Genomic DNA, 24454 nt, shown 5'->3' on the forward strand with positions numbered 1-24454 from the left:
AAGTATAGGGTTGAGCCGCGCCGAAAAGGCCAATCTGGCAAGGCGCGCGGGGGCATCGGTAGTCAAGCGCGCGGTTGTGTGCGCAAGCCTGCGTTCACCTGCGCCAGCGCTCACGCGCGAACGCTCAGGCATTGCCAGTTCGACGGCTGTCGCGACCTACACTGCCCGCCATGATTCTGTGGTGGGTCATCGTCAGTCCCTTCGTGGCCAGCGTCCTGGCGGCCGTGCTGTCAACGCGCTCGCGCAACGCGCAGGCGCTTCTGACGGGCGCCGTGGCGTTGAGCAACACCCTCGTGCTGGCAGTGCTCTTCCCAGCGATCGCAGACGGTGGCGTGGTGTCCGCACGATGGTCATGGCTGCCGAGTCTCGGCGTGGACATCGTGTTGAGAGTCGACGGGCTGGCCTGGCTCTTCGGCATGCTCGTGAGCGCCATCGGTGCGCTCGTCGTGCTCTACGCGCGCTACTACCTGTCTGCCGACGACCCGGCGGCACGCTTCTACTCGCTGTTGTCGGCGTTCATGGGTGCGATGCTTGGCGTCGTGCTGTCGGGCAACCTCGTGCAGCTGGTGGTGTTCTGGGAGCTCACGAGCGTGCTGTCGTTCCTGCTCATCGGCTACTGGCACCACCGCAAAGACGCCCGGCGTGGCGCCCGCATGGCGCTGGTAGTCACCGCCACCGGAGGGCTATGCCTGCTGGGCGGTGTGGTGCTGATCGGGCAGATCGTCGGCACATTCGACCTCGAGCACGTGCTTGCCTCCGGCGACCGGCTGCGCGCCCATCCGCTCTACACGCCGGCCCTGGTGCTGGTGCTGCTGGGGGCACTCACCAAGAGTGCGCAGTTCCCTTTCCATTTCTGGTTGCCGCACGCGATGGCCGCGCCCACGCCGGTGTCGGCGTACCTGCATTCCGCGACCATGGTGAAGGCAGGCGTGTTCCTGCTGGCGAGGCTGTGGCCGGCGCTCTCGGGTTCGGACGAGTGGTTCTGGATCGTGAGCGGCACCGGCCTTGCGACCTTGCTGCTCGGTGCCTTCGCGGCCATGTTCCAGAACGACCTGAAGTCCTTGCTGGCGTACTCGACGATCAGCCACCTCGGGCTCATCACGCTGCTGCTCGGCATGAACAGCCCGCTCGCCGCGGTTGCTGCGGTGTTCCACATGATGAATCACGCGACCTTCAAGGCATCGCTCTTCATGGCCGTGGGCATCATCGACCACGAGACCGGCACGCGTGACATGCGCGTTCTGGACGGCCTCTATCCCCACATGCCCGGAACGGCGAAGCTCGCGATGGTGGCCTGCGCGGCGATGGCTGGCGTGCCGCTGCTGAACGGCTTCTTGTCGAAGGAAATGTTCTTCGCAGAGACGGTCTACCTGCAATCCAGTGCGTGGATCGAATACGGCTTGCCATTGGCGGCCACGCTCGCGGGCGTGTTCGCGGTGGTGTATTCATTGCGCTTCGGGCACGACGTCTTCTTTGGTGGCAGCCCGCAGAACTGTCCGCGCATGCCGCATGAGCCGGTGCGCTGGATGCGGATTCCGATCGAGTTGCTGGTGGTGACGTGTCTGGTGGTGGGCATCGTGCCCGACTGGTCGATCGGTCCCATCCTGGCTGCCGCATCGAGGCCGGTCGTGGGCGGCCATTTGCCGGAGTACAGCCTCGCCATCTGGCATGGCTTCAATGCGCCGCTGGTGATGAGCCTGGTGGCCCTGGCGGGCGGGATGGGCGTCTATGGTGTCTTCGCTGCGCGCTTCAAGCAACGCGCGTTGCGGTCGACGCCGCTCTTCGACACGCTGGACGGCAGACGCCTCTTCAATCGAACCCTCGCGCTGGCGAACCGCGGCGCCCGCGCGGCGATCATGCGTGCCAGCAGCCGGCGCCTGCAGCTGCAGATGCTCTGCATGTTGGTGGTCGCAGGGGGCGCTGCGCTCGGCTCTGCGCTGGTCGTTCCGCTCGATTGGGGTGACCGCCCCCGCGTTGCAGGCACGACCGAATTTGCGCTGCTCTGGCTGGTCGCCGGCGCGGCGGCCATCGGCGCCGCATGGCATGCCAAGTTCCGCCGGCTCATGGCGCTGGCGTTGCTCGGTGTGGTGGGCATTGCGGTGTGCCTCACGTTTGCGTGGTTCTCAGCGCCCGATCTCGCGCTCACGCAGCTGTCGGTCGAGGCGGTGACCATGGTCCTCATCCTGCTCGGCCTGCGCTGGCTGCCGAAGCGCGTTCCGGGGCAGGAGGTGGACGAAACACGGCGCGCGCGCTGGCGGCGCGGCCGCGACTTGCTGATCGCAGCCCTGGCCGGCACCGGGCTTGCGACGCTGTCGTACGCGATGCTCACGCGCACCGGCTATCAGAGCATCTCGCCCTTCTTCATCGAGAACGCGTTGCCGGGCGGTGGCGGTACCAACGTCGTCAATGTGATGCTGGTGGACTTTCGCGCCTTCGACACCCTGGGGGAGATCACGGTTCTCGCCACCGTCGCGCTCACCATCTATGCGCTGCTCAGGCGGTTCCGGCCGCCGCGTGAAGTCGCCGTGCTGCCGCCGCAGCAGCGGGCGCTGCTGGTGGACCGCAGCACCGACCTCTGGCAACCACAGCTCTCAGCGGATGAAGCCGACCCGGCGCAGGGCTACCTGCTCGTGCCGTCGGTGCTGGTGCGCCTGCTGTTGCCGTTTGCGATGGTCGTCTCGCTGCACCTGTTCCTGCGCGGGCACAACCAACCGGGAGGCGGCTTCGTCGCAGGGCTGGTGCTGGCCACCGCGTTCATCGCGCAGTACATCGTGAGCGGCACAGGGTGGGTGGAGGACCGCATGGACCTCAATCCGCCGTGGTGGATCGGGGCCGGGCTGCTGCTGGTCGTCGGCACGGGCCTGGGTGCGCTCACGTTCGGCTTTCCGTTTCTCACGACACACACCGCCCATGTCACGCTGCCGTGGCTGGGCGAGTTGCACCTGCCCACGGCCGCGTTGTTCGATGCTGGTGTGTTCGCCGTCGTGGTGGGGTCCACCTTGCTGATGCTCACGGCATTGGCTCACCAGTCGCTGCGCGCGCGGCGCCAGGAGCGCCGCTGATGGAAGCCATCATCTCCATCGCCATCGGTGTGCTCGTGGCGGCCGGCGTCTGGCTGGTGCTGCGGCCGCGGACTTACCAGGTGCTGGTCGGGCTGTCGCTGCTCTCTTACGCCATCAATCTTTTCATCTTCAGCGTGGGCAGCCTGTCGATCGACAAGGAGCCGATCGTGCGGCCCGGCGTGGCGGCCGACCTGGTGAACTACACCGACCCGATGCCACAGGCCCTGGCGCTCACGGCGATCGTGATCGGCTTCGCGACCACGGCGTTGTTCCTGGTTGTGCTGCTGGCGTTGCGCGGCCTCACCGACAGCGACCACGTGGACGGCGAAGAGGAGGATTCGTGAACGCCACCGGCCACGCCATACTGCTCCCCGTGCTGCTGCCGATGGTGGCGGCTGCACTGCTCGTTGTGATGCCGGATGGGCTGCGCCGGGTGAAGGCGGGGGTGCACCTGGCCGCGATGCTGGCCAATCTGGCGGTGGCCATCTTCCTCGTGGTTGTCGTGGCGGGAGGCACCCATGGCACCACGGTCGTCTACCTCCCCGGCAACTGGCCCGTGCCCTTCGGCATCGTGCTGGCCCTGGACAGGCTGTCAGCCCTGATGCTCCTGCTGGCCGCATCGGTCGGTGTCGGCTCTTTGCTCTTCGCCTTGGCGCGCTGGCACCGTGCGAGCGTTCATTTCCACCCGCTGCTTCAGCTGCAGCTGATGGGCTTGAACGGCGCATTCCTCACTGCGGACCTGTTCAACCTTTTCGTCTTCTTCGAGGTGCTGCTGGCGGCTTCGTACGGGCTGCTTCTGCACGGCGGCGGCTCGCTGCGTGTGCGTGCCGGGCTGCACTACATCGCGGTGAACCTGGTGGCCTCGCTGCTGTTCCTCGCGGGTGCCGCGCTGCTGTACGGCGTCACCGGCACGTTGACGATGGCCGACATCGCGCAGAAGCTGCCGCACGTGCCCGCCTCGGACCGTGGCCTGCTGCACGCTGCCGCTGCGCTGCTGGCAGTGGCCTTTCTCGCCAAGGCCGCGATCTGGCCGTTGAACTTCTGGCTGCCTTCGGCCTACGCCGCGGCGAGCGCACCGTCGGCGGCGATGTTCGCCATACTCACCAAGGTCGGCGTGTACGCGATCCTTCGGCTGTGGACGCTGTGGTTCCCCACAACCGCGGGCGACTCGGCCCTCTTTGGCCATGCCGTTCTCGTCGGGGCCGGGCTTGCGACGATGGCATTCGGCTCCATCGGCATGCTCCGCTCGCAGCAGCTCGCCCGCCTCGCGGGGTACAGCGTGATCACCTCGTCGGGCACCTTGATCGCGGCCGCCGGGTTCGACAACCCGTCGCTCACGGCGGGCGCGCTCTTCTACATGGCAAGTTCCACGCTTGCCGCAGCAACGCTCTTCCTGCTGGTCGAGGTGGTGGAGCGCCAGCGGCAGATCGAGGTGGAGGGGCCCGGCATCGACGATGTCGCGGGGCGCCTGCCGGCATTCGGCGAGGCGCCTCCCCGCCTGGACGCCAATCTCGACGATGAACAGATCCCGCTGGTCGGGCGGGCCATCCCGGGCGCGTTGGCCTTCCTCGGCGTCGCATTCCTGGCGTGCACGGTGGTGGTGGCCGGCTTGCCGCCCTTGTCCGGGTTCGTGGGCAAGCTCGCCATGCTGTCGGCCCTTGCGGCGCCCGGCCCGATGAGCGGCAACGCCACGAGCGCGTGGCTGATGTTCGGCCTGCTGCTCGCATCCGGGCTGCTTTCCACCGTTGCCTTGTCGCGTGCGTTCATCGTCCACTTCTGGGCCACGCAAGACCGCGCTTCGCCGCGCCTTCGGGTGATCGAAGGTCTGCCGATCGTGCTGCTGCTGGGGTGCTGCATCGCACTTTCTGTCGCAGGTGAGCGCGCCCTGCGGTACACAAGCGAAGCGGCCGCAGGCCTGCACCTTCCGCAGGGTTACGTCGACGCCGTGATGAGCGCACGGCCGCACGCGCCAGGGGCTGCAAGGTGAGACGCGTGCCGTCCTTGCTGCTTGCCGCGAGCCTGGCCGCGTTCTGGCTGCTGCTCAACGATTCGCTGGCGCCCACTGACCTGATCGTCGCGGCGCTGGTCGCGGTCGTCGTGCCCGGGCTGGCCGCACCGCTGAGCCCTCGCGGCGGCCCGCTGCGCAAACCATGGGTTCTGATCCGCCTCGTGCTGCGCGTGGGAGGCGACGTTCTGGCGTCGGCCTTGCAAGTGGGGTGGGGCGCGTTGCGCCCGCAATCACCGGCGTCGAGCGGACTCTTCGTCACCGTGCCACTCGAGTTGCGCCATCCCAATGCGCTCGCAGCGCTGGCTGTCATCACCACCGTCGTGCCCGGCTCCATCTGGTCCGAACTCGCACCCGACCGGAGTGCGGTGCTGCTGCACGTCTTCGGCATCAGCGACAGCGCGGCCTACATCGAAGAATTCAAGGCGCGCTACGAGCGCCCGCTGAAGGAGATTTTCGAATGACCCTCATCGGCTTTGCCGTGACCACGGCGCTCCTGCTCTACAGCATCGCCATCTGCGTCGCGATGGTTCGATTGTTTCGCGGCCCGCACGCGCAAGACCGGATCCTGGCACTCGACTTCATCTTTCTGGTGGCAACGCTCATGATGCTGGCGCTGGCGATTCGTTATGACAGCAGCATGTACTTCGAAGGAGCGTTGCTGATGGCGCTGTTCGGTTTCGTGAGTTCGGCCGCAATGGCCAAGTTTCTGCTTCGCGGCGAGGTGATCGAATGATCAACGACGCGCTCGTCGCCGCACTGCTTCTCGTCAGTGGGGCAGCCGCGCTCATTTCATCTCTGGGGCTCCTGCGCCTGCGGGATTTCTTTCTGCGCATGCACGCGCCCGCCATCTGCTACACGCTTGGAAGCTGGTCGATCGGGCTCGCGTCCGTGCTGTATTTCAGCGCCGGAGAAAAGCAGCTCACGTTGCACGTGTGGCTGGTGGTCGTCATCCTGGCGGTCACCGCTCCCATCACGACCGTCTTGCTTGCGAGGGCCGCGCTCTTCCGATCCAGGCAGGCGGGTCGTGCGATTCCCAAGCCGCTCCTGAGCGCGGCGCCCGTTCCAGATAAGCCATTGGAGGAGTAAGGATGACGAAGTACCTGATCTCATTTCCCGCAGCAGCGATGGACGTCCCCCAAGAAGACTGGGCTGCCGTCGTCGAAGCGTCGCATGCGGTGATACGAGAGGCGAAAGACGCCGGCGTCTACGTGTTCGGCGGCGGAATCAACGAGGACGTCGCGCCTCTGCTGGTCGCCGCGAACGGCACGGTCACAAGCGGCACCTACCCACAGACCAAGGAGTTCAACGGCGGCTTTTGCGTCCTTGAACTTCCGTCGCGCGAAGCCGCGATCGAGTGGGCCGCGAAGATCGCCAAATCGTGCCGCTGCTCACAGGAACTCCGCGAGTTCCACTACGACCCCGAGAGCTGAACTTCGATGCGTTCAAGCGCCTCACAGCTGCTCGTTCCGGTTCGGGCGCTGGTGTTCTTGGCACGGCACCGTCGGCAGGCTCAAGCACAATGTCGGCTAACCCATCCTCCGAGCGGACAGTCAGTCGGCTGCGCTACCCGACGAGTCGCCACGCACATGAAACACATACTCATTCTTCTCGCTCTTCCGATTTTTTCGGCTTGCGTGAGCATCGATCTGCCAGGCGTTGTGTCTGACTCAGCCAAGGTTGCCAAAGACACCTACAAATCTGTCGCGGGCAAGAAGGGCGATGAAGAGGTTCCGTCGAGCGCAGATCTTTCAGAGAGCGTGTCCAACACATACATCGGTCAGGAAACACAAACTCCGGCTGAAGTGAAGAATCTTTGCACCAGCGAAGCGGCGGCTAAGCTCTTCAAGGCGAATGGCAAGGAAGTGCCGTACACGATCACGCAGAACACAATCTCGACGGTCAACAATTCCATTGCGGCCACCTGCAGAGTGAAGGCGAACAAGACCACTCAACAGCCGTCAGCCGAGAAGAAATGACGAACTGGCTCGCTTCGCGCGCGAATGCCTGGCGGTCGCTTGCAAACGTCGCCGGCTGACTCTTGGCTCTTGGCATGACGCTCTCAGCTCCGCACTCAGAAAGCTTGGCCTTCGACGCTGTACGTACTCTGGTGTTGTACTCAGTGGCCGAAGTCCAGTCTGGTTATGCAAAAACCATTTGGGTTGCGGCAGAAGACACTTCATTCAGCGTCAGTGACGATGGAAGAGGGCACGCCGTCGAAAGAATGGTTTCCGATTCACCCTACCTCAAATTCATCTACACGCACCTCGAGTACCCATTCGGCTCGAATCAGGCCGCACCGATCCAATTGCAAGGGCTTGGAATGTCTTTGCTCAACACGCTATGCCGCCAGTTGACGGTCACGGTTCGCAAACCTGAGGCGACTCTTCACCTTTCATTTCTGGACGGGCAGTTCCTTCGCAGCGAGAGAGTCGACGCGGCCTCGGAGAAGACAGGCAACACAGTAGCTGGCACGATCAAACCTCAGCTGCAAACAGCCACGATCGACTTGCCTCAGCTTCACACTTGGCTGCTTGGCGTTCTTTGTGCCACGCCTTCTTTGCAGTTGTTCCTGAACAATCAGGAACTGCAACCGAATTCGCAAGGCTGCGCCTAGCGTCTCCATCGAACGCTGCGCCATCGTCGTATGTCATCACCAGTGATCGTGTCGCTTGATTTCGAATCCTCCAATGACGCGTTGGCATTGGTGAGGCGGCTCGGATCAGAAGCAAATCACTACAAGATCGGTCTGCAACTGCTCACCGAAGCTGGCCCGCAGGTCGTTCGAGAGCTGGTTTCGGCGGGCAAACAGGTCTTCCTAGATCTGAAGCTTCATGAGATACCGAACTCTGTCGCCGGTGCCGTCAACGCTGCGGGCAAGCTCGGGGTTTCGATGGTCACCGTCCACGCATCAGCAGGCTCCGCCGTTCTGCGGGTGGCTGCCATGACCGCCAAGTCATACCCCAATCTAAAGGTCCTCGGCCTTACGGTCATCACAAGCCTTTCCGACGCCGAACCCCCGGAAATCGGTCTTCCACCGTCAATCAAAGACCAAGTTCTCCGTCTTGCATCGCTGGCCTGCCAGTCTGGCTGCCACGGCGTCGTTGCTTCCGCCCAAGAAGCGGCCTACTTGCGTCAATCCTTGCCTCGTGGGGCGCTCATTGTCTGCCCCGGTATTCAGCTTCCTGAGGCTGCAGCCACGGACCAAGTGCGCATCTCCACTCCTGCCGCAGCAGCCAAGGCCGGTGCCACGCACATCGTGATCGGCCGCTCCATCGCAGGTGCTTCTGAACCTGCGGCTGCGTATCGGGCAGCAGTCGAGTCGTTCCACAATGGCGTTTGACCTTCCATCGAACTGGCGCTGCGAGCCGCCATACACACAGGAGTGGAAACATGAAGATCACCATCGAGAAACTGGTCAAGGCTCCCGTTGAGCTTGTCTGGCAAGCCTGGACGACGCCTGATGACATCAAGCAATGGAACGTCGCGTCACCCGACTGGCACACGACAAAGTCGTCCGTTGACCTGCGAGTGGGCGGGAGTTTCTCTTCCCGCATGGAGGCCAAAGACGGCAGCATGGGATTCGATTTCGGCGGCACGTACACGAAGGTTGTGCACCCTAGGTTGATCGAAGCCACGTTCGGCGATCGCACGTTGTTGGTTGAATTCGATGACGGTCCTGAGGGCGTCACCGTTCGAGAAACCTTTGACGCCGAATCCACCCACTCTGTCGAGCAGCAACGTGACGGCTGGCAGGCCATCCTCGACAACTTTGCGCGCCATGTTGAAAGCGGGCGCAACGCACCGTGAGGCGGTTGCGCCAAAGCGCTCCCTCCAAGTGGACGTGCCTTGGATCCGCCGCTTAAGCCGAAACGTTATGCCCCACAGCCCGGTCGCAGTGATGGTCCACGTCTCCAATGTGGAAGAAGGGCTGGCGTGGTATCAGCGAGTATTTCCGGACGCGCGTCGCCTTGTTGCACGGGGGACCAACTTCGAGTTTTTGCAGGTCGGTGCAGTCCAACTCGAGGTCGTGCCCGCTGACGAGAAGGTCAGTTCAGGCGCTGCCGGCTCAGTCGTCTACTGGGGAATGGCGAATCTGGATGAGGCCATTCGACACTTTGCATCTCATGGAGCCACTGTTTATCGCGGCCCTATGCAGATCGAGCCGGGCATCGGCATGTGCCAGGTGCGGGACCCGTGGGGCAATTGCATCGGCCTGCGCGGGCCGTACGACAGCGGATCGTGAACGCCTGGAGGCCCGTGTCTACGACCCGCTCGCGCGACTAGGTTCAACGGTCGCTTCACAGCGGCCGAAGCCGATGCGGCGGAACCCGGGCCGAGTGCAGCTGCCCACGAAGGTAACGCTGTCGCCATCTTCGAGGAAGGTTCGCACCTCGCCATGGGGCAAGCTGATGGCTTGCTTGCCGCCTTGCGACAACTCGATCAGTGAGCCGGCCTGTTCAGGACGTGGGCCCGACAGCGTTCCCGAACCGAACAGGTCGCCGCTGGCAAGCGCGCAACCGTTGACGGTGTGGTGCGCGACCAGCTGCGCTGCGGTCCAGTAGGCGGCATCAGCGAAGTTGGAGCGGCTGATGCACTGCGCTGCGATGCCCGACTCACGCATCTCACGGCTTTGCAAGCGCACCTCGAGTTCGATGTCGATCGCGCCCGCATCGCGGTTGGCCTCGCTGTCGAGGTAGGGCAGGGGCTGCGGATCGCCTTCAGGGCGGACCAGGGGCCGCCTGAAGGGGGCGAGCGCCTCCATCGTCACGATCCACGGCGAAACCGTCGACGCGAAACTCTTCGACAGGAAGGGGCCGAGCGGCTGGTACTCCCAGGCCTGCATGTCGCGTGCGCTCCAGTCGTTGAAGAGCGCGATGCCGAACAGGTGTTCCTCGGCGTTCGCCATGGGAATCGGCTCGCCCAGGCGGTTGCCCTGGCCGATGAACAGGCCCAGCTCGAGTTCGAAGTCCAGGCGTTGCGTGGGCGCGAGGCGCGGGGCTGCGTCGGCGGCCTTGAGCTGGCCCTGCGGGCGTCTGAACGGCTGGCCGCTCGGCAAGATGGTGGAGGCGCGGCCGTGGTAGCCGATCGGCACCCACTTGTAGTTGGGCAGCAGCGGGTTGTCTGGACGGAACAGCGTGCCGACCGTGGTGGCGTGGTGGATGCCGACGTAGAAGTCGGTGTAGTCGCCGATGCGGCAGGGCAGCCCCAGCTCGACGGTGTCGGCGGCGAACAGGGCCGCTCGCCACGCCTTCTCTTGCGTGCTGCCGCGCTGCAGCCCCTCAGACAAGGAGCGGCGCAAGGCACGCCGTTCGGCCGGTGCCATCGCCATCAACCGGTTCATGTCGGCGTGGTCTGTCAGCCCGGCAGCGCGCAGGTCGAGCACCTGGTCGCCGATGGCCACGCCGATGCGCCAGTGGTCATGGCCTGCGGACCGAAAGCGGCCGAAGGGCAGGTTCTGGACCGGGAAGTCGGTGTCCGCCGCGTTGGCCGACTCGACCCAGCTTTGCAGCGCCGGGTCATGGGTGGCGTCGATCATCATGTCGTGAAGCAGTCTTTCAGTCCGGCCCAGCAGTTGGCATAGTTTTCGTCGAACGCGCTGTGGCGTAGTGCGAACTCGGTCGGGTGAAAGCGCCAGCGGCTCTCGAACATGAAGGCGAGCGTGTCGTCGAGCTTGTGCGGTGCCAGCTCGGCGTTCGTTGCCTTGTCGAAGGCCTCGGTGTCGGGCCCGTGCGGCACCATGCTGTTATGCAGGCTCATGCCGCCGGGCTTGAAGCCTTCGGGTTTCGCGTCGTACTGCCCGTGCACCAGGCCCATGAACTCGCTCATCACGTTGCGGTGGTACCAGGGCGGCCGGAAGGTGTCCTCGGCCACCAGCCAGCGCGGCGGGAAGATCACGAAGTCGACGTTTGCCGTGCCGGGGGTATCGCTCGGGCTGGTGAGCACCGTGAAGATCGACGGGTCGGGGTGGTCGAAGCTGATCGAGCCGATGGTCATGAAGTGCGCCGTGTCGTACTTCACCGGCGCCAGGTTGCCGTGCCACGCGACGACGTTGAAGGGCGTCGTCGGTGAGTGCCCTTGCCACAGCGCGCCACCGTACTTGCGCACGATCTCGTAGCTGCCGGCCGTGTCTTCGAAGGCGGCCACCGGTGCTAAAAAGTCTCGTGGGTTCGCGAGCCCGTTGCTGCCGATCGGGCCGAGCTCGGGCAGCCGGAACGGCGCGCCGTAGTTCTCGCAGACATAGCCACGCGACGGCCCGTCGACCGCCACCTTGAATGCCATGCCGCGCGGCAGCAAGGCCACCTCGCCGGGTGCGACGTCCAGCACGCCGAACTCGGTCGTGAGAGTGAGCTTGCCCTGCTGCGGCACTAGCAGCAGCTCGCCATCAACGTTGACGAATGCGCGATCGGTCATCGAGCGGTTCGCAAGGTACAGATGGGCGGCCATGCCGGTCTGGGCGTCGGCGTCGCCGTTGACGACCACGGTGCGCAGGCCCTCGACGAAATCGGTCGGTGTGTCCGGGATCTCGACCGGGTGCCAGCGCATCGGGTTCGGCGGTGCCACGACACCATCGCGGGCGCCGGTTTTCAGGAAGGGTTGCTGAAGCGGCTCGAAGCCGCCGACCACCACCGACGGTTGGCGGCGATACAGCCAGCTGCGCAGGTTGGCGTGGCGCGGTGCGGTGAATGCCGTGCCCGAAAACAGTTCGGCATACAGGCCGTGCGGCACCTTCTGCGGGCTGTTGCGGCCCACCGGCAGCGCGCCGGGCACCGCCTCGCTCGCAAACTCGTTGCCGAAGCCGGCTTGGTGGCGTCGTGCGTTGTCATTCATGGCGGATTCTCTTCAGTCGAGTCGGATGTTGTTGGCCTTGATCAGTTTGCCCCAGCGCTCGCGCTCGGCCGCAGCGTAGGCCGCCATCTGCTGCGGCGTGCCGGGCAGCGCTTCGAGCGACAGGGTCTGGAAGCGGGCTTTCACCGTGGTCGAGTCGAGAGCCTCCTGCAGTGCCTTGCTCAGCTTGGCCACGACATCCGGGCTTGTGCCGGCGGGCACCACGAGACCTTGCCAGGCGAAGGCTTCGTAGCCGGTGAGGCCTTGCTCGGCGAGCGTCGGAATGTCGCCAAGCGTCTTGATCCGTGCGGGGCTTGCGACGCCGATCGCACGCAGCTTGCCCGACGCGATGTGCTGCTGCACGCTGGCGCTGTCCATCAGACCGAACGGGATTTGCCCACCCATCAGGTCTTGCACTGCCAACGCCGCGCCACGGTAGGGCACGTGCTGCAGCTTCAAGCCGGTGCGCTCGCGCAACAGCTCGGTGGCCAGGTGGTGCGGGCTGCCGGCACCGGCCGAGGCGTAGCTGACGCCGTCGGGCTGGCTCTTCACCCAGGCCACGAACTCCTTGAAGTCCTTTGCCGGGACTTGAGGGCTCACCACCAGGATCAACGGAAAGCGTGCCAGCAGGCCGATCGGGGTGAAGTCTTTCACCGGGTCGTAGGGCAGCTTGCTGAAGAGTGTGGGGTTCGCGGCAAGCGTCGCGAAATCGGCCGTCAGCATGATGTTGCCGAAGTCTTTCGACTTGGCCACGTAGTCGGCCGCGATGTTGGTTGCAGCGCCGGGCTTGTTGTTGACGATGATGTTGCGGCCGAGCGACTTGCTCATCGCCTCGGCCACCGTGCGGGCCACGGCGTCGGAGCCACCACCGGCGGCATAACCGACAACCCATTCGATGGGCTTGTCGCTCTGAGCGAGCGTGACGGAGGGAAGCAGCGCGAAGGGCGCGGCCGCCATTGCCAGAGCGAGCAGGCGGCGGCGTGCAGTGCGAGACGGGTTCATTGGAGTCCTTCCAAGGTCAGCGGTCGGTGGGGTTGTGGCGCGCGGCATCCAGCGCTTCGCGCAGGATGTCGATCGCGCCGATGTGATTGGCCAGCAGCAGGATCAGCCGCGCGTTCAGCGCGTGGCTTTCTTCGCTGGCCAAGTCCTTGTGGGCCTCGATCAGCGCTTCGTAGAAATCGTCGGGTGCGCTCAGGTTCGGCGTGGTGATGAGGGGCATTGCGGCTCCTTCAGTGGATTGCGAGCGCACGGTTCACGGCACGCCGGACGGCATCCGCATCGGGGTGGCGCCAGCGTGCGCAGACATGGTGGTCGGGGCGCAGCAACACGGCGTTGCCGGGTTGCAGGTCGTAGCGGTGGGCGACGAGCCCGTCCACGTCGACCAGCGCGGCTGTGATGTCAGCGGTGGTTGCGTTGGTGCCGGGCAGGGCAATCGTCAACACGCGCAGCGGCACGGGCAGGCGCATGTCGGACAGCCGAGCCGCCAGCGCAGCGCTGCCTTCGCCGGCAGCGAGCAGGAGCGTGAAGCCGGCACCCAACTGGCGCATCAGCCAGCCGCGTTGTGCGTTCGGCAGCTGCACCGGCGCATCGGCGGCCGCCGCACCGGGCAGCATGCGGCCCTCGAAGCGGTCTACGTCCGGCGTGTTGAGCGACGAGCCGTGCAGCGTGGCGGGCACCGACAGGCGGCCGCTGTTGACCAGCGTGCGCGCGAAGGGGTGTTGCTTGGACAGCTGCAGCACCGCGTCGCGGAAGAGCCGGCTGATCTCGCTCTTGGGCGTGATGAAGTCGGTTGCCCGCGTGGAGTTGAGGATGTTCTCGTCCGCGGCGTACTCGCGTTCCTCGGCGTAGCTGTCCAGCAGCGAATCGCCGGCCGCGCCGCGCAGCACCGCATCGAGCTTCCACGCCAGGTTCTCGGCGTCTTGCACACCCGAGTTCGCCCCGCGCGCACCGAACGGCGACACGCCATGCGCCGAGTCGCCGGCGAACAGCACCCGGCCGAGGCGGAAGCGGTCCATGCGCAGGCACGAGAAGGTGTAGACGCTGGCCCATTCCAGCTCGAACGGAACCTCGCGGCCGAGCGCCTGCCGCAGCATCGCGTCGACGCGCGGCTTGATCTTCTCCGGCTTCTTCTCTTCGTCGGGGTCGGCATCCCAGCCGAGCTGGAAGTCGATGCGCCAGACGCCGTCGGGCTGGCGGTGCAGCAGCACGCTCTGGTTGGGGTGGAACGGCGGGTCGAACCAGAACCAGCGCTCGGCGGGGAAGGCGGCTGCTTCACGAGGGCTTGCGCCGGGCTCGGGGCGATCGGTCGCGAGGCTGTCGGCCTGCATGCGGATGTCGGCGATCAGGAAGCGGTCACGGAAGGTGCGGCCCTTGCTCTCCTGGCCCAGCAGCGCGCGCAGCCGCGAACGGGACCCGTCGCAGGCGACCACGTGGTCGGCGGCAATCGTGTAGCGGCCGTCGGGCGTGTCGATGCCGAGGCGCACGCCGTCGGCGTCTTGTTCGAGCGCGACGACGTCGTTCTTCCAGCGGATCTCGATGTTCGGCAGCTCGGCGGCGCGCACCGCGAGAAAGGCCTCGGCGTAGTACTGCTGCAGGTTGATGAACGCCGGTCGCTCGTGTCCCGGTTCGGGCAACAGGTCGAAGCGGTAGAGCTGTTCGTCGCCGAAGAAGACCCTGCCCACGTTCCAGCCCACGCCCTTGGCGCACATGGCGTCGCCGACGCCCAGGCAGTCCCATATTTCGAGCGTGCGCTTGGCAAAACAGATCGCACGCGAGCCGGTGGACAGCTTGCTGTCGTTGTCCAGCAAGAGCACGCGCTGGCCGCGTTGCGCGAGGTCGATCGCAAGGCTCAGGCCGACCGGGCCGCCGCCGACGACAACCACCGGGTGCCGCACCGGGGCGGCCGCGTCCTGGTCGATCGAACGTCGGTAGTCGAACTCGTGGGACTGGATCGACCGGCCGTCCGAACCGTAGCCGAGAGAGGCGCGCGCCATGCTCAGCCCTCCAGCGTTTCCCACATCTGGCGGTCGCGTTCGGCAGTCCAGACGCGCGGGTCGCGGAACTGTGTGGCCTCGTCGTACGCGCGGGTCACGTCGAACGGCATGCAGTGGTCGAAGATCACCCACGAGCCGTACTTCGGCTGCAGGGCGGCGTAGGTTTCCTTGTAGACGGTCTTCAGATCCTTGCCGGCGGCAGTTGCCTTCTGGACGTTGGCGTACAGGTCGCTGACGAAGTTGCGCGTGGCGTCCAGGCCTTGCTGCACCTGGGCCTCGCCCTTCAGCGCGGGGCCGCGGCCCGGCACGAGCGCGAGCGGCTTGAGGGCAGCGATGTTGGCCAGCGTCTGCGGCCAGTCGCTGAAGTAGGCGTCGCCGGCGTAGGGTGTGGCGTCGAACTCGACCAGGTCGCCGGACAGCAGCGTGCGCTCCTGCGGCAGCCACACCACCGTGTCGCCCTTGGTGTGGCCGCGGCCGAGTTGCAGCAACTGCACCTCGAGCTTGCCGAGCCACAGGGTCATCTTGCCGGTGAAGGCGATGGTCGGCCACGTCATGCCCGCAGGCACCGTCTCGACGTTGCGAAACAGGCGCGGGAAGCGGCCGATCTCGCTGGCCTTGTCGGCCTCCCCGCGCTCGACGATCAGGTCGTAGGTGTCTTGGCTGGCGAGGATCTGCTGCGGCTGGTAGGCCGAGGCACCCAGTACGCGCACTGCGTGGTAATGCGTCAGCACCACGTACTTGATCGGCTTGTCGGTCACCTCGCGGATGCGGCGGATCACGTCGGCGGCCATGGCAGGGGTGGCCTGGGTGTCGGCCACGAGTACGGCGTCGTCGCCGATCACGATGCCGGTGTTCGGGTCACCCTCGGCGGTGTACGCCCAGGCGTGCTCTGAAAGCTGGGTGAAGCTGACCTTCTTCTCTTCCAGGTCGGCCTGGGATGCAAACTTCTTCGGAGCGGTCATGGGTACCTCGTATTCGTAATTGACAAATGAGTTTGCAGTATAGGTTTTGAGTTTGCGTTTGGCAAACAAGTTTGTGTAGGGCAAAATCGATCCATTCACGGAGGCCCATTCCTTATGCAAGACGAGGTTGAGAAAGACCCCGGACAACGCGCCGTGCAGTCGGTCGAAGTCGGCGGCCGATTGCTGCTGGCCCTGGCGGCGTACCACGGCCCGATGAACCTGAAGGACCTCGCCGCCCAGGCCGGCCTCACGCCTGCGCGCGCTCATCCCTACCTGGTGAGCTTCGGCAAGCTCGGCCTGATCGAGCAGGACAAGCTCAGCGGCCGCTATGCCCTCGGCCCGTCTGCGTTGCAGGTGGGGCTGGCCAGCTTGAGTCAGCTCGACCCGGTGCGCGTGGCGGTGCCGGTGGCCGAAGAGCTGGCCTCGTCCACCGGGTTCGCGGTGGCGCTGGCGCTGTGGGGCAACCTCGGGCCGACGGTCGTTCGCATGATCGAGGCGCGTCAGCCGCTGCTGGTGGCCATGCGCTCCGGCACGGTGATGTCGGTGCTCGGCACGGCCACCGGGCGCGCATTCGCCGGCGCCTTGCCTGAAGACCGCGTGGTCGGCGTATCGACCGGCGCAGTGGGCGACGAACCCGGCCCTGCCATCGCGTACTCAGCGGCCGAACTCAAGGTGCTGCGCCAGGCCAGGCAAGACCTTCGCGCACACGGTCTGGTTCGCGCAGAGGGCCGCCCGATCCCAGGCGTCAATGCCTTCAGCGCACCGGCGTTCGACCACGAAGGCCAGGCTGCAATCGTTATCACCACGCTGGGTCACCAGGATCACTTCCCGAGCGACTGGAACTCGTCGGTGGCAGACGCGGTGCGCGCTGCCGCGGCCCAGATATCGGTAGGCCTGGGCTGGCGAGGCAGCGCAGCCGGGGGGCAGGCGGCTTCGAAACGCGGCTGAAGCAGTTTCGTTTGTGGGCACACGGCTTGCCTCGTCAAGCCATGCGTGACTACTTGGTATTCGTCAGAGCCGGAAAGACTTCGCTGCATCCCCAGTGGCTGGCTGATGATCCCGACCGCAATTGGGACTGCTGCGTCAATGCCTGGGGTGACCAGGTGCCTGAGCGCCCAGGGGCCGAGGCGGAGTGGCATGAGACCGGAGGCTTGAACAAGTTCATCGGCTTCCAGGAGATCTTTCCGCGATTGCTCGCGCGCTTCTCGCACCGGTACGTGCTGATGCTCGACGACGACCTGGAGTTCACGCCCGGGGACATCTCGCGCTTCTTTCGCTACTGCGAAACGCATCGCCTGAACCTGGCCCAGCCGGCGATCCGGCTCGGCAGCCACGCCAATCACGCGATCAACATCTGCAACCCGCTGTGCGAGGTGCGCCGGGTTAATTTTGTTGAAGTCATGGCACCGTGTTTCGACCGCGTGACCGTGGAGCGCGTCATGCCAACGCTCTCGCTCACGATGTGCACCTGGGGCATCGACTGGGCTTGGGCGTCCATCCTCTCGCCCCATGGCCGGCTCGCGGTGGTCGATTCGGTGGCCATGCACCACACCAAGCCCATGGACATAACGGGCGGCCCGTTCTACCAGCGCTTGAAGAGCATGGGCATCGACCCTGCGCAGGAACTCGCCTGGGTCCACAAACGCTATCCCATTCGCGAGCCGATGCACACGCTGCAGGGCGGCCATGTCTACCGCTGGCCGCTCCCCGACACGGTGAACGCAGCGCTCGTGGCCGGCCTGGAGCGGCACAAGCTGTGGCTGCACCTGAGGCTCGGCGGCACGTACGCACAGCAAACGCCGCCACCGAAACACGTGCCCGAGGCGAAGCCCGTGGGGCAGGTGTCTACCTCCGATTCCTCGGGCTGAGGCCGCAGCGGCGCTCATGCGCAGATTGCCGCAAATGGATCGAAATGCGGAAGTGCAGGTCAGTTGCCGATAGGTTCGGCGGTATGCGGCGAGTACGCGTAGCTGACAAGGACGATACGTATGTCCACTCGCGCCGCCGGCCAATCGGAACATCGATTGCCTGAAAGGTGACACGCCAACGCGATTGCCTGCCATGCACAGACGACATCTCGTGATCCCGCGCGTGGGGCGCAACTCTCTTCACCCACACTGGCTGGAAGGTGCACCCCGACGCAACTGGGATCTGCACCTCTGCCCATTCGAACCCCTGGCGATCGATGCGCGCGCCAACTGCACATCCAGCGAGGTGATCCCTGGGCCCAAATGGGCGGGCCTGCGCGAGTTGCTCCATGCGTGGAACGGCTGGCGTGATTACGACTACATCTGGCTGCCCGACGACGATGTGCTGACGACGGCCGCGAACATCAACCGCTTCTTCTCGACAGCGTCTGCGCTGCAATGGGAGCTGTGCGCGCCGGCGCTGCACGAGGACTCCTACTACGCGCACTACAGCACCATGCGCAATCGCAATTGCACCGCGCGGCGCGCGGGCTTCGTCGAGATCATGGTGCCGTGCTTCAGCCGTGCGGCGCTCGAGCGCCTGCTGCCCACCCTGTCGCTGAGCACCACCGGCTGGGGCTGGGGCCTGGACTCGGTGTGGCCCAAGCTGCTCGACTACCAGCGCATGGGCGTCATCGACGACACGCCGGTGCTGCACACGCGGCCGGTCGGCGCGTTCCGCGACCCCGAGCTCGGGGAGCGTGTGCTCGCCGAATCGGACAGGCTGCTGCGCGACCACGCGTGCTGCCAGGTGCACCGCGTGTTCGAAGCCATCGGCCCCGACCTGCGGCCGATGGAACTCGACCCCACAGAGCTGATGGCGCTGCTGGCCGACGGCTGGCAGTACCTGGTGCCCACCAACCCGGTGGTGTTGCCGTGGATCGTGCAGTCGCAATCGCCGCAGAACGGCTGGCCGGAGTACCCGGTGGCTGGCACGCCCACGCGCGCCGTGCAGCGCGACGAACCCGTGCAGGCGGTCGCGTGAGGGGCTCTGTGCAAGGTGCAGCGCCTTCCCGTGGCGCGGCTCGCCTGCGGCCACGCGGTGCCACTACAGGCTACTTGTCGCTTGCAGGTTTGCATGCGCTTCCGCCGGACGTGCGGCGACCGCGCTATGACGTGGCCGCGCTGCGCACGGGCATCCTGCACCTCGGCTGCGGGGCCTTCCATCGTGCCCACCAGGCGTTCATCACTCAGCGTGCGATCGAGGCCGAGACCGGCCTCAACGGTGTGCCGCCGCCGTGGGGCATTGCGGCGGCGAGCCTGCGCACGGGCGGTGTCATCGCCGGGCTTGCACGGCAGCAAGGCCTGTACACCGTGGTCGAGCGTGGCCCGGGCGGGTCGACGGCCGAGGTGGTGGGTGCGCTGCGCGAGCCCTTGCATGCCCAGCGTGACGCCGAGCGCCTGCTGGGCTTGATCCTCGATCCGCGTATGCAGCTGGTCACGCTCACCGTCACCGAGTCGGGTTACTGCGCAGAACCATCGAGCGGGCGGCTCGATGCGAACGACCCCGAGATCGAAGCCGACCTGCAGGGTCGCCGGCCGCGCAGCGTGCCGGGCCTGCTGGTCAAGGCGCTGCAGCTGCGCCGTACTGCCGGACTCGCGCCGCCGGTGCTCATCTCTTGCGACAACGTGCTCGGCAACGGCCGCCTGCTGCGGCAGGTGTGCCTCGACATGGCGGGGCTGCAAAGCGATGCCTTGGCGAACTGGATCGAGTGCCATGTGCAGTTCCCGTGTTCCATGGTCGATCGCATCGTGCCGGCCACGACCGACGATGACCGCGAGCTGGCCGCCGAGCTGATCGGCCGCGACGATGCTGCGCCCGTGACGACCGAGCCGTTTTGCCAATGGGTGATCGAGCGCTTCGACGGGCCCAGGCCGTTCTGGGAAGCGGCGGGCGTCGAGTTCGTCGACAACGTCGCGCCCTGGGAGACCTCGAAGCTGCGCCTGCTCAACGGCGGCCACCTCGCCATCGCCTGCCTGGGCCTGCTCGCCGGCTTCACGACGGTGGCCGAGGCCATGGGCGAACCCGCGCTGTCGGCCTACGCCTTGCGGCTGCTGATCGATGAGCAACGCCTCACGCTGCCGCCCAGCGACCACGACATTCGCGCCTATGCGCACCAGCTGGTGGCGCGCTGGCGCAACCCGGCCATCGCACACGAGCTCGTGCGTGTGGGCCGCAACGCCTCGGGCAAGCTGCACACGCGCCTGCTCGCCGGCTTATTGCTGCACCTCGACGCGGGCAGGCCGGCGCCGCTCACGGTGCTGGCAGTGGCCTCATGGATCTGGTGTGCCAGCGGCCGCGACCGGTTTGGCAAGGCGCTGTTGGCGCATGACCATCTGCAGCTCGATCTGCTGCGGCTCGGCCGCGACTCGGGCGGCGATGCGCATCAGCTCGTGCAGGGGTTTCTCGGGTTGCGCAAGGTCTTCGGCGACCAGTTGCCGATGCATCAGGGCTTTGTGAAGCAACTGGTGCAGGCAGTGCGCTCTTTGCAGCAAGATGGCGCTCTCGGCGCCGTGAGCGCAGCCCTGAAGAGAACCCCCCACTCGTGAGCTCCATCGACTGCCATCCCATCCCCCCCTTCGACGCCGTGCTGTTCGACATGGACGGCCTGCTGATCGACAGCGAGTCAATCGCGCTGCAGGCGATGCAGGCTGCAGCGCTGGAGCAGGGAATCGACATGCCCATCGAGCTGCGGTTCCAGATGATCGGCATGCCGGCAGACGGTTGCCGCAAATTGGTGGCCGACCGGTACGGCAACGCCGTCGCCATCGAGCCGCTGTTCGCAGCCGCCACGCGCCACCTGGAGGCCTTTGTGCAGGCGGGGCAGCTGCACCTCAAGCCGGGTGTCGAAGCCATGCTCGCCCTGCTGGATCGGCTGCGCGTGCCGCGTGCCGTCGCCACCTCGTCAGGGCAGCGGCGAGCACACCATCATCTGCAGTTGACGGGCATCTTCGATCGCATGCAGGCGGTGGTGACGCGCGACGACGTGGCCCGCGGCAAGCCTCACCCCGACCTGTTCCTCGAGGCCGCACGGCGCCTCGGGGTGCCGCCGGCACGTTGCCTGGCCTTCGAAGACTCGTACAACGGCGTGCGCGCTGCGGCCGCCGCCGGCGTGCCTGTGGTCATGGTGCCCGACCTTCTGCAGGCCACGCCGGAGATGCACGCCGTGGCGCTGAGGGTGTTCCGGTCGTTGCACGAGGTGCTGCCCTGCATCAGCGACCGGCAGCCTTTGCCCTTGGCGGCAGGCGCAGGCTGACAAGAACGCATGGCCGGGGCCATTGCGCGTCTTGCCCGCATCACCCGGCACGCGCGGTGCGAGAGCTGCGCCGCCGTTCCGACAGGCGGCCAAACGGGAACACGCTGCCGACCAGGCCGCCCACCGACGACAGCTGGTTGACGGTGCGCAACGCCTCCAGCCCCATCTCGCGGATGACCAGCCGCTCGCTCACCTCGGCCCCCTCGCGGATGCGCGACACCGCGTGCATGACGTACAGCCCCAGCAAGGCCGAGAGAGCGAAGAGAAACTCCCAGTGCGCAAAGCTCAGCGCCGAGACCTCGTTGACGTGGTTGGGCGACACCCAGCGCACCACCAGCGACAGCTTGCGCTCGCTGAACCACTGCGCGAGCGCGCCGCCGACGAGTGGGGCCATGCCGCCAGCCGCCGCACCGACGAGGCCGATGGCCGCCAGATAAGCGGTGGCGCTGTCGCGCGGTGCGAGCTTCATGCCGAGGTTGCCGGTGGCGAGCCCGATGCCGCCGCCCGCCACGCCCATCAGCACGTGCAACACCAGCAACAAGGCCACTTGCACCGCGTGCGGAACCTCCTTCGGCACGAACACCAGCCCCAGCGTGCAGGCGAAGTACAGCGGCACCGCCACCGCCAGGATCGACTTGTTCGACAGGCGGTCGGACACACGGCCCCACGACAACAAGGTGGCCGCATTGGCGAGCTGGCTCGCCACCCACAGGCCTGTCACCGTGGTGAGGCCGTAGCCGAGCTGGCGAATGAGGTAGACGGCAAGGAACGGCGCGACCAGGTTGCTCGCGAGGTTCCAGCTGCCGAGCGTGAGCAGCAAGCCGCGGAAGCCCGGGTCGGTGAAGGGCGCCTTGAGCTGATCGCGCAGGCGCCGCGTCGGCCCGCCTTGCTCCATCACCGGTTCGGGGCAACGCCAGAGGTAGTAGGAGCTCATCAGCCCTGCAAGGCCCGCCACGCCGAAGAAGATCGAGAACGCGAGCATGCGATCGCCAAGCGGCGGGTGCTCCGCCAATGCACCGGCACCGAGGGTGCAAGCGCACGCGATGCCGGTGGCCCACAGCAGCCTTCGCGAGAAGAACGCGCCCAGTTCGGCCGGCGGCAACAACTGGTGGAACCAGGAGTTGATGGCACAGGCCGCCACCGCGCCCATCATCGCGATGACGGCCTGCGCTGCGATCAGCGCAGCCAACCGACCATCGACCGGTAGCACCATGGGCAGCAACGCCAGCAGCAGGATCAGCACACGCGCCACCGCAAGGGTCGGGATGCCGATCAGCTTGCGCGCGCGCAGCCGCTCCACCAAAAAGATCGTCGGCAGCTGCGCCGCCTGGGCGAGGAATGGAATGGCGCCGAGCAGCCCGATGGCCCGCGGGCCGGCACCCAGCTCGAGCGCAAAGGCCACCAGCACGATGCCGCCTGAGAACGCCCCCGTCATGCTTGCCCAGGCCGCGTCGGCCACGAGCGCACCTTTGCCAACCTGCAGCTCCTGGGGGCTGACATGGAGCGAGGGCCGCAGGCTCATGGGTGGCGGGCGGCCGGGATCGCGAGAGGTGGCAATGGCATAGCGGAATGCGAGGCAATCGGCGTTCCCCGTCCTTCACACCCTTGGCGAGATCGACGCTTGACGCGGTCGCAGGTGCGAGCGCAGCTGGAACGCGGGTTGCCGGTTTCGTCGCCATCGCGGCACGCCTCTACGGAACCCACCGCCATGACCGCCCCGCCACGCCGCGCTGCAATTGCCGCCCTGGTGGCCATCCTGCTGCTGACCCTGGCCGCGCTCCCGGCTGCCGCTGGAGCGAACGAGTCAGCAGCGCCTTCGGGTCTGTGCCTTCAATAGCACCACGGGGTGCCGACGAAACGCACGCTCCATTCATCGGCCAGGACAGCCAAGAGCTCGTCTGGCTGGATCGGCTTGAGCAGGTGTCGGTCGAACTCCGAACTGCTGACCATGTCGCGAGGCGTGCCTGTCGTCGCAATGATGACGCGGCGCATGCCGTCTTCATTGACGCGCAGGTGGCGCGCCACGTCGGCGCCGTGTACGCGCGGCAGATGCAGGTCGAGCAACACGAAGTGGGGGTCGAACTGAGCGGCTGCTGCCAGCCCGTTGGCGCCGTCGTTCGCGCAACGGGTGTCGTAACCGCACTGCCTGAGCAAGGCCTCGAAGGACTTTGCGGAGTCGATGTCGTCTTCGACGATCAGCACCCTGGGCACCACTGAACGCGGTTCACGTTCTGGGGAGAGCTGCTTTCTCAAACGGGCATTCAAGGCCGTGCTTTTTTCCATCGACATGAGGCCTCCTCATCATCAGCCACCAGCAACTGGCGTACCCGCGCATGTGTGCGCCGCAACAGAACGACGCGAGAGCGCCAGCTCGCCCCTGGCTGGAAGCGCGGTGATTCTGCTCCGGTTCACGTCCCTGGCGTTGGAGGGGAGAAGCGTGCTTTGAAGGCGGCCTCGCCAGACGAAGCAAGGCACTCCGGCCGACCGAATAAGGAACGAGTTGCCGCAATTGCGGAGGACTCGACAGGCAGCCCGGCGCAGTGGAAAAACGCAACCGCAACGATGCCAACGACCAGGCACGCGCTGCTGGTCTCTTCGAGGCTGATGCGGTCTTCATGACGGCATTCAAGCGCGTTCAAAGCGCGTTGATGAAGACCCGGCGTACCTCGGAGGCCCCGATCAAGCTGGGCTCGATCGTCCGCGTGAACCAGTCGGGTCGCCCGCGCAGAAAGTGCGCGTGCAGATCGACGAGCCGGTCACCTGGCCGCTGCCCGGCGACGGTGGCGATCACGGCATTCACCCGCGCGTGATTGCGCCGCGCCACGCTTGCCGGCACGCCGAGAAAGTTCTGCGAGTCGTCGCCGAAGGTGGGGTCGTAGACCGTGCCCAGCAGCAGCGGGCCGACGGGCAGCTTGGTGACGAAGCGTCGCAGCGCCGCCTCGAACGAGCGGAGCCCATTGCCTGTGTCGGCCGCCAGGCCGACCAGCAGGTCGTTGCCGCCGATGGTCAGCAAGGCGGCGCAATGGCCGTCAGGCTGAAGACCATCGAGCTGGCGCAGCAGGTCGTCGACCGTGCTGCCGTCGACCGCACGGTGGGCAAGCCGGGCTGGGCCGCGCGACTGCAGGTCGCGGCCGATGAACTCGGGGAACAGGCCATCGTCGTTGCGAACGATGAGCTGGCCGGCGTCGAGCCCGTGGTCGTTGTAGCGGCTGCTGTCGAGAATCGAATCGCCGAAGGTGTAGAGGGTGAACATCGCAGGCTTCGCCGAGGCGGCCGAGGTCAGTGAAGCCGCGAGCGTAGCGGCCATCCAGTGGCGTCGGCTCGGTGAATGTGGCGACGTGTTCATGTCCTCTCGACGGCGGGCGTGGCGCCACCTCACG

Annotated in this window: 26 protein-coding genes; 17 read left to right on the forward strand and 9 right to left on the reverse strand. The window is 66.2% G+C overall.

Going from position 1 to position 24454, the window contains the following annotated elements:
- Nucleotides 1–170: 170 nt before the first annotated feature.
- From AC1DYS_RS11505 to AC1DYS_RS11560, 12 genes are all read left to right on the forward strand, one after another.
- Nucleotides 171–3062: a monovalent cation/H+ antiporter subunit A gene (locus tag AC1DYS_RS11505; protein ID WP_477899070.1), complete on the forward strand. Its 2892-nt coding sequence runs from the start codon at nt 171–173 to the stop codon at nt 3060–3062.
- Nucleotides 3062–3406, forward strand: a complete 345-nt coding sequence (locus AC1DYS_RS11510; RefSeq protein ID WP_477899072.1) for a Na+/H+ antiporter subunit C — start codon at nt 3062–3064, stop codon at nt 3404–3406. Before AC1DYS_RS11505 ends, AC1DYS_RS11510 begins: the two co-directional genes overlap by 1 nt.
- Nucleotides 3403–5049, forward strand: a complete 1647-nt coding sequence (locus tag AC1DYS_RS11515) for a monovalent cation/H+ antiporter subunit D (protein ID WP_477899074.1) — start codon at nt 3403–3405, stop codon at nt 5047–5049. Before AC1DYS_RS11510 ends, AC1DYS_RS11515 begins: the two co-directional genes overlap by 4 nt.
- Nucleotides 5050–5054: 5 nt before the next feature.
- Entirely contained in the window at nt 5055–5531 is a 477-nt protein-coding gene (locus AC1DYS_RS11520; protein WP_477899076.1) for a Na+/H+ antiporter subunit E, read from the forward strand.
- The gene (locus tag AC1DYS_RS11525; RefSeq protein WP_477899078.1) at nt 5528–5803 is read left to right on the forward strand and encodes a K+/H+ antiporter subunit F; all 276 of its coding nucleotides are present in this window, start codon (nt 5528–5530) and stop codon (nt 5801–5803) included. Before AC1DYS_RS11520 ends, AC1DYS_RS11525 begins: the two co-directional genes overlap by 4 nt.
- Nucleotides 5800–6156: a monovalent cation/H(+) antiporter subunit G gene (gene mnhG, locus AC1DYS_RS11530; RefSeq protein WP_047485935.1), complete on the forward strand. Its 357-nt coding sequence runs from the start codon at nt 5800–5802 to the stop codon at nt 6154–6156. Before AC1DYS_RS11525 ends, mnhG begins: the two co-directional genes overlap by 4 nt.
- 2 nt (nt 6157–6158) lie before the next feature.
- Entirely contained in the window at nt 6159–6500 is a 342-nt protein-coding gene (locus AC1DYS_RS11535; protein ID WP_477899080.1) for a YciI family protein, read from the forward strand.
- A 156-nt stretch (nt 6501–6656) separates the two neighbouring features.
- Nucleotides 6657–7046, forward strand: a complete 390-nt coding sequence (locus AC1DYS_RS11540; protein WP_477899082.1) for a hypothetical protein — start codon at nt 6657–6659, stop codon at nt 7044–7046.
- A 104-nt stretch (nt 7047–7150) separates the two neighbouring features.
- Complete coding sequence (locus AC1DYS_RS11545; protein ID WP_477899084.1) at nt 7151–7684, forward strand: ATP-binding protein; 534 nt, start codon at nt 7151–7153, stop codon at nt 7682–7684.
- A 30-nt stretch (nt 7685–7714) separates the two neighbouring features.
- Nucleotides 7715–8410, forward strand: a complete 696-nt coding sequence (gene pyrF / locus AC1DYS_RS11550) for an orotidine-5'-phosphate decarboxylase (RefSeq protein WP_477899086.1) — start codon at nt 7715–7717, stop codon at nt 8408–8410.
- A gap of 50 nt (nt 8411–8460) precedes the next feature.
- The gene (locus AC1DYS_RS11555; RefSeq protein ID WP_477899088.1) at nt 8461–8877 is read left to right on the forward strand and encodes an SRPBCC family protein; all 417 of its coding nucleotides are present in this window, start codon (nt 8461–8463) and stop codon (nt 8875–8877) included.
- A gap of 91 nt (nt 8878–8968) precedes the next feature.
- Nucleotides 8969–9313, forward strand: a complete 345-nt coding sequence (locus AC1DYS_RS11560) for a VOC family protein (RefSeq protein ID WP_477899090.1) — start codon at nt 8969–8971, stop codon at nt 9311–9313.
- Nucleotides 9314–9331: 18 nt separating this feature from the next.
- Here AC1DYS_RS11560 and fahA read toward each other — a convergent pair whose 3' ends face one another.
- Genes fahA through AC1DYS_RS11590 form a run of 6 tightly spaced genes read right to left on the reverse strand, consistent with a single transcriptional unit; the run spans nt 9332 to nt 15850 of the window.
- Nucleotides 9332–10609 (reverse strand): fumarylacetoacetase, encoded by a 1278-nt coding sequence (fahA, locus tag AC1DYS_RS11565; protein WP_477899092.1) that lies wholly within the window; start codon nt 10607–10609, stop codon nt 9332–9334.
- Complete coding sequence (hmgA, locus tag AC1DYS_RS11570; RefSeq protein WP_477899094.1) at nt 10606–11898, reverse strand: homogentisate 1,2-dioxygenase; 1293 nt, start codon at nt 11896–11898, stop codon at nt 10606–10608. The genes fahA and hmgA overlap by 4 nt, the downstream gene beginning before the upstream one ends.
- 12 nt (nt 11899–11910) lie before the next feature.
- On the reverse strand, nt 11911–12897 hold the full coding sequence (locus AC1DYS_RS11575) for a Bug family tripartite tricarboxylate transporter substrate binding protein (RefSeq protein WP_477899096.1): 987 nt from the start codon (nt 12895–12897) through the stop codon (nt 11911–11913).
- Nucleotides 12898–12913: 16 nt separating this feature from the next.
- The gene (locus tag AC1DYS_RS11580) at nt 12914–13114 is read right to left on the reverse strand and encodes a DUF2783 domain-containing protein (RefSeq protein ID WP_477899098.1); all 201 of its coding nucleotides are present in this window, start codon (nt 13112–13114) and stop codon (nt 12914–12916) included.
- Nucleotides 13115–13124: 10 nt separating this feature from the next.
- Complete coding sequence (locus AC1DYS_RS11585; protein WP_477899100.1) at nt 13125–14888, reverse strand: FAD-dependent oxidoreductase; 1764 nt, start codon at nt 14886–14888, stop codon at nt 13125–13127.
- A 2-nt stretch (nt 14889–14890) separates the two neighbouring features.
- A complete protein-coding gene (locus AC1DYS_RS11590) occupies nt 14891–15850 on the reverse strand; it encodes an MBL fold metallo-hydrolase (RefSeq protein WP_477899102.1) in 960 nt (319 codons plus the stop codon).
- A 114-nt stretch (nt 15851–15964) separates the two neighbouring features.
- Between AC1DYS_RS11590 and AC1DYS_RS11595 the strand changes: the two genes are divergently transcribed.
- The 5 genes from AC1DYS_RS11595 (at nt 15965) to AC1DYS_RS11615 (ending at nt 21074) form a co-directional block, all read left to right on the forward strand.
- Nucleotides 15965–16798 (forward strand): IclR family transcriptional regulator, encoded by an 834-nt coding sequence (locus AC1DYS_RS11595; RefSeq protein ID WP_477899104.1) that lies wholly within the window; start codon nt 15965–15967, stop codon nt 16796–16798.
- A 203-nt stretch (nt 16799–17001) separates the two neighbouring features.
- Complete coding sequence (locus AC1DYS_RS11600) at nt 17002–17718, forward strand: hypothetical protein (protein WP_477899106.1); 717 nt, start codon at nt 17002–17004, stop codon at nt 17716–17718.
- Nucleotides 17719–17911: 193 nt separating this feature from the next.
- A complete protein-coding gene (locus AC1DYS_RS11605; protein ID WP_477899108.1) occupies nt 17912–18802 on the forward strand; it encodes a hypothetical protein in 891 nt (296 codons plus the stop codon).
- 110 nt (nt 18803–18912) lie between these two features.
- Nucleotides 18913–20367 (forward strand): mannitol dehydrogenase family protein, encoded by a 1455-nt coding sequence (locus AC1DYS_RS11610; protein ID WP_477899110.1) that lies wholly within the window; start codon nt 18913–18915, stop codon nt 20365–20367.
- Nucleotides 20364–21074, forward strand: a complete 711-nt coding sequence (locus tag AC1DYS_RS11615; RefSeq protein WP_477899112.1) for an HAD family hydrolase — start codon at nt 20364–20366, stop codon at nt 21072–21074. The genes AC1DYS_RS11610 and AC1DYS_RS11615 overlap by 4 nt, the downstream gene beginning before the upstream one ends.
- A 40-nt stretch (nt 21075–21114) precedes the next feature.
- Here the strand turns inward: AC1DYS_RS11615 and AC1DYS_RS11620 are convergent, their stop codons facing one another.
- From AC1DYS_RS11620 to AC1DYS_RS11630, 3 genes are all read right to left on the reverse strand, one after another.
- The gene (locus AC1DYS_RS11620) at nt 21115–22596 is read right to left on the reverse strand and encodes an MFS transporter (RefSeq protein ID WP_477899114.1); all 1482 of its coding nucleotides are present in this window, start codon (nt 22594–22596) and stop codon (nt 21115–21117) included.
- A gap of 308 nt (nt 22597–22904) precedes the next feature.
- Nucleotides 22905–23363 carry a response regulator gene (locus AC1DYS_RS11625; protein WP_477899116.1) on the reverse strand — a complete coding sequence of 153 codons (459 nt, stop codon included), beginning with the start codon at nt 23361–23363 and terminating at the stop codon, nt 22905–22907.
- A 346-nt stretch (nt 23364–23709) separates the two neighbouring features.
- Nucleotides 23710–24420 (reverse strand): SGNH/GDSL hydrolase family protein, encoded by a 711-nt coding sequence (locus AC1DYS_RS11630; protein WP_477899118.1) that lies wholly within the window; start codon nt 24418–24420, stop codon nt 23710–23712.
- Between the last annotated feature and the right edge of the window lie 34 nt (nt 24421–24454).

This window comes from Rhizobacter sp. P2_G4, assembly GCF_056403575.1.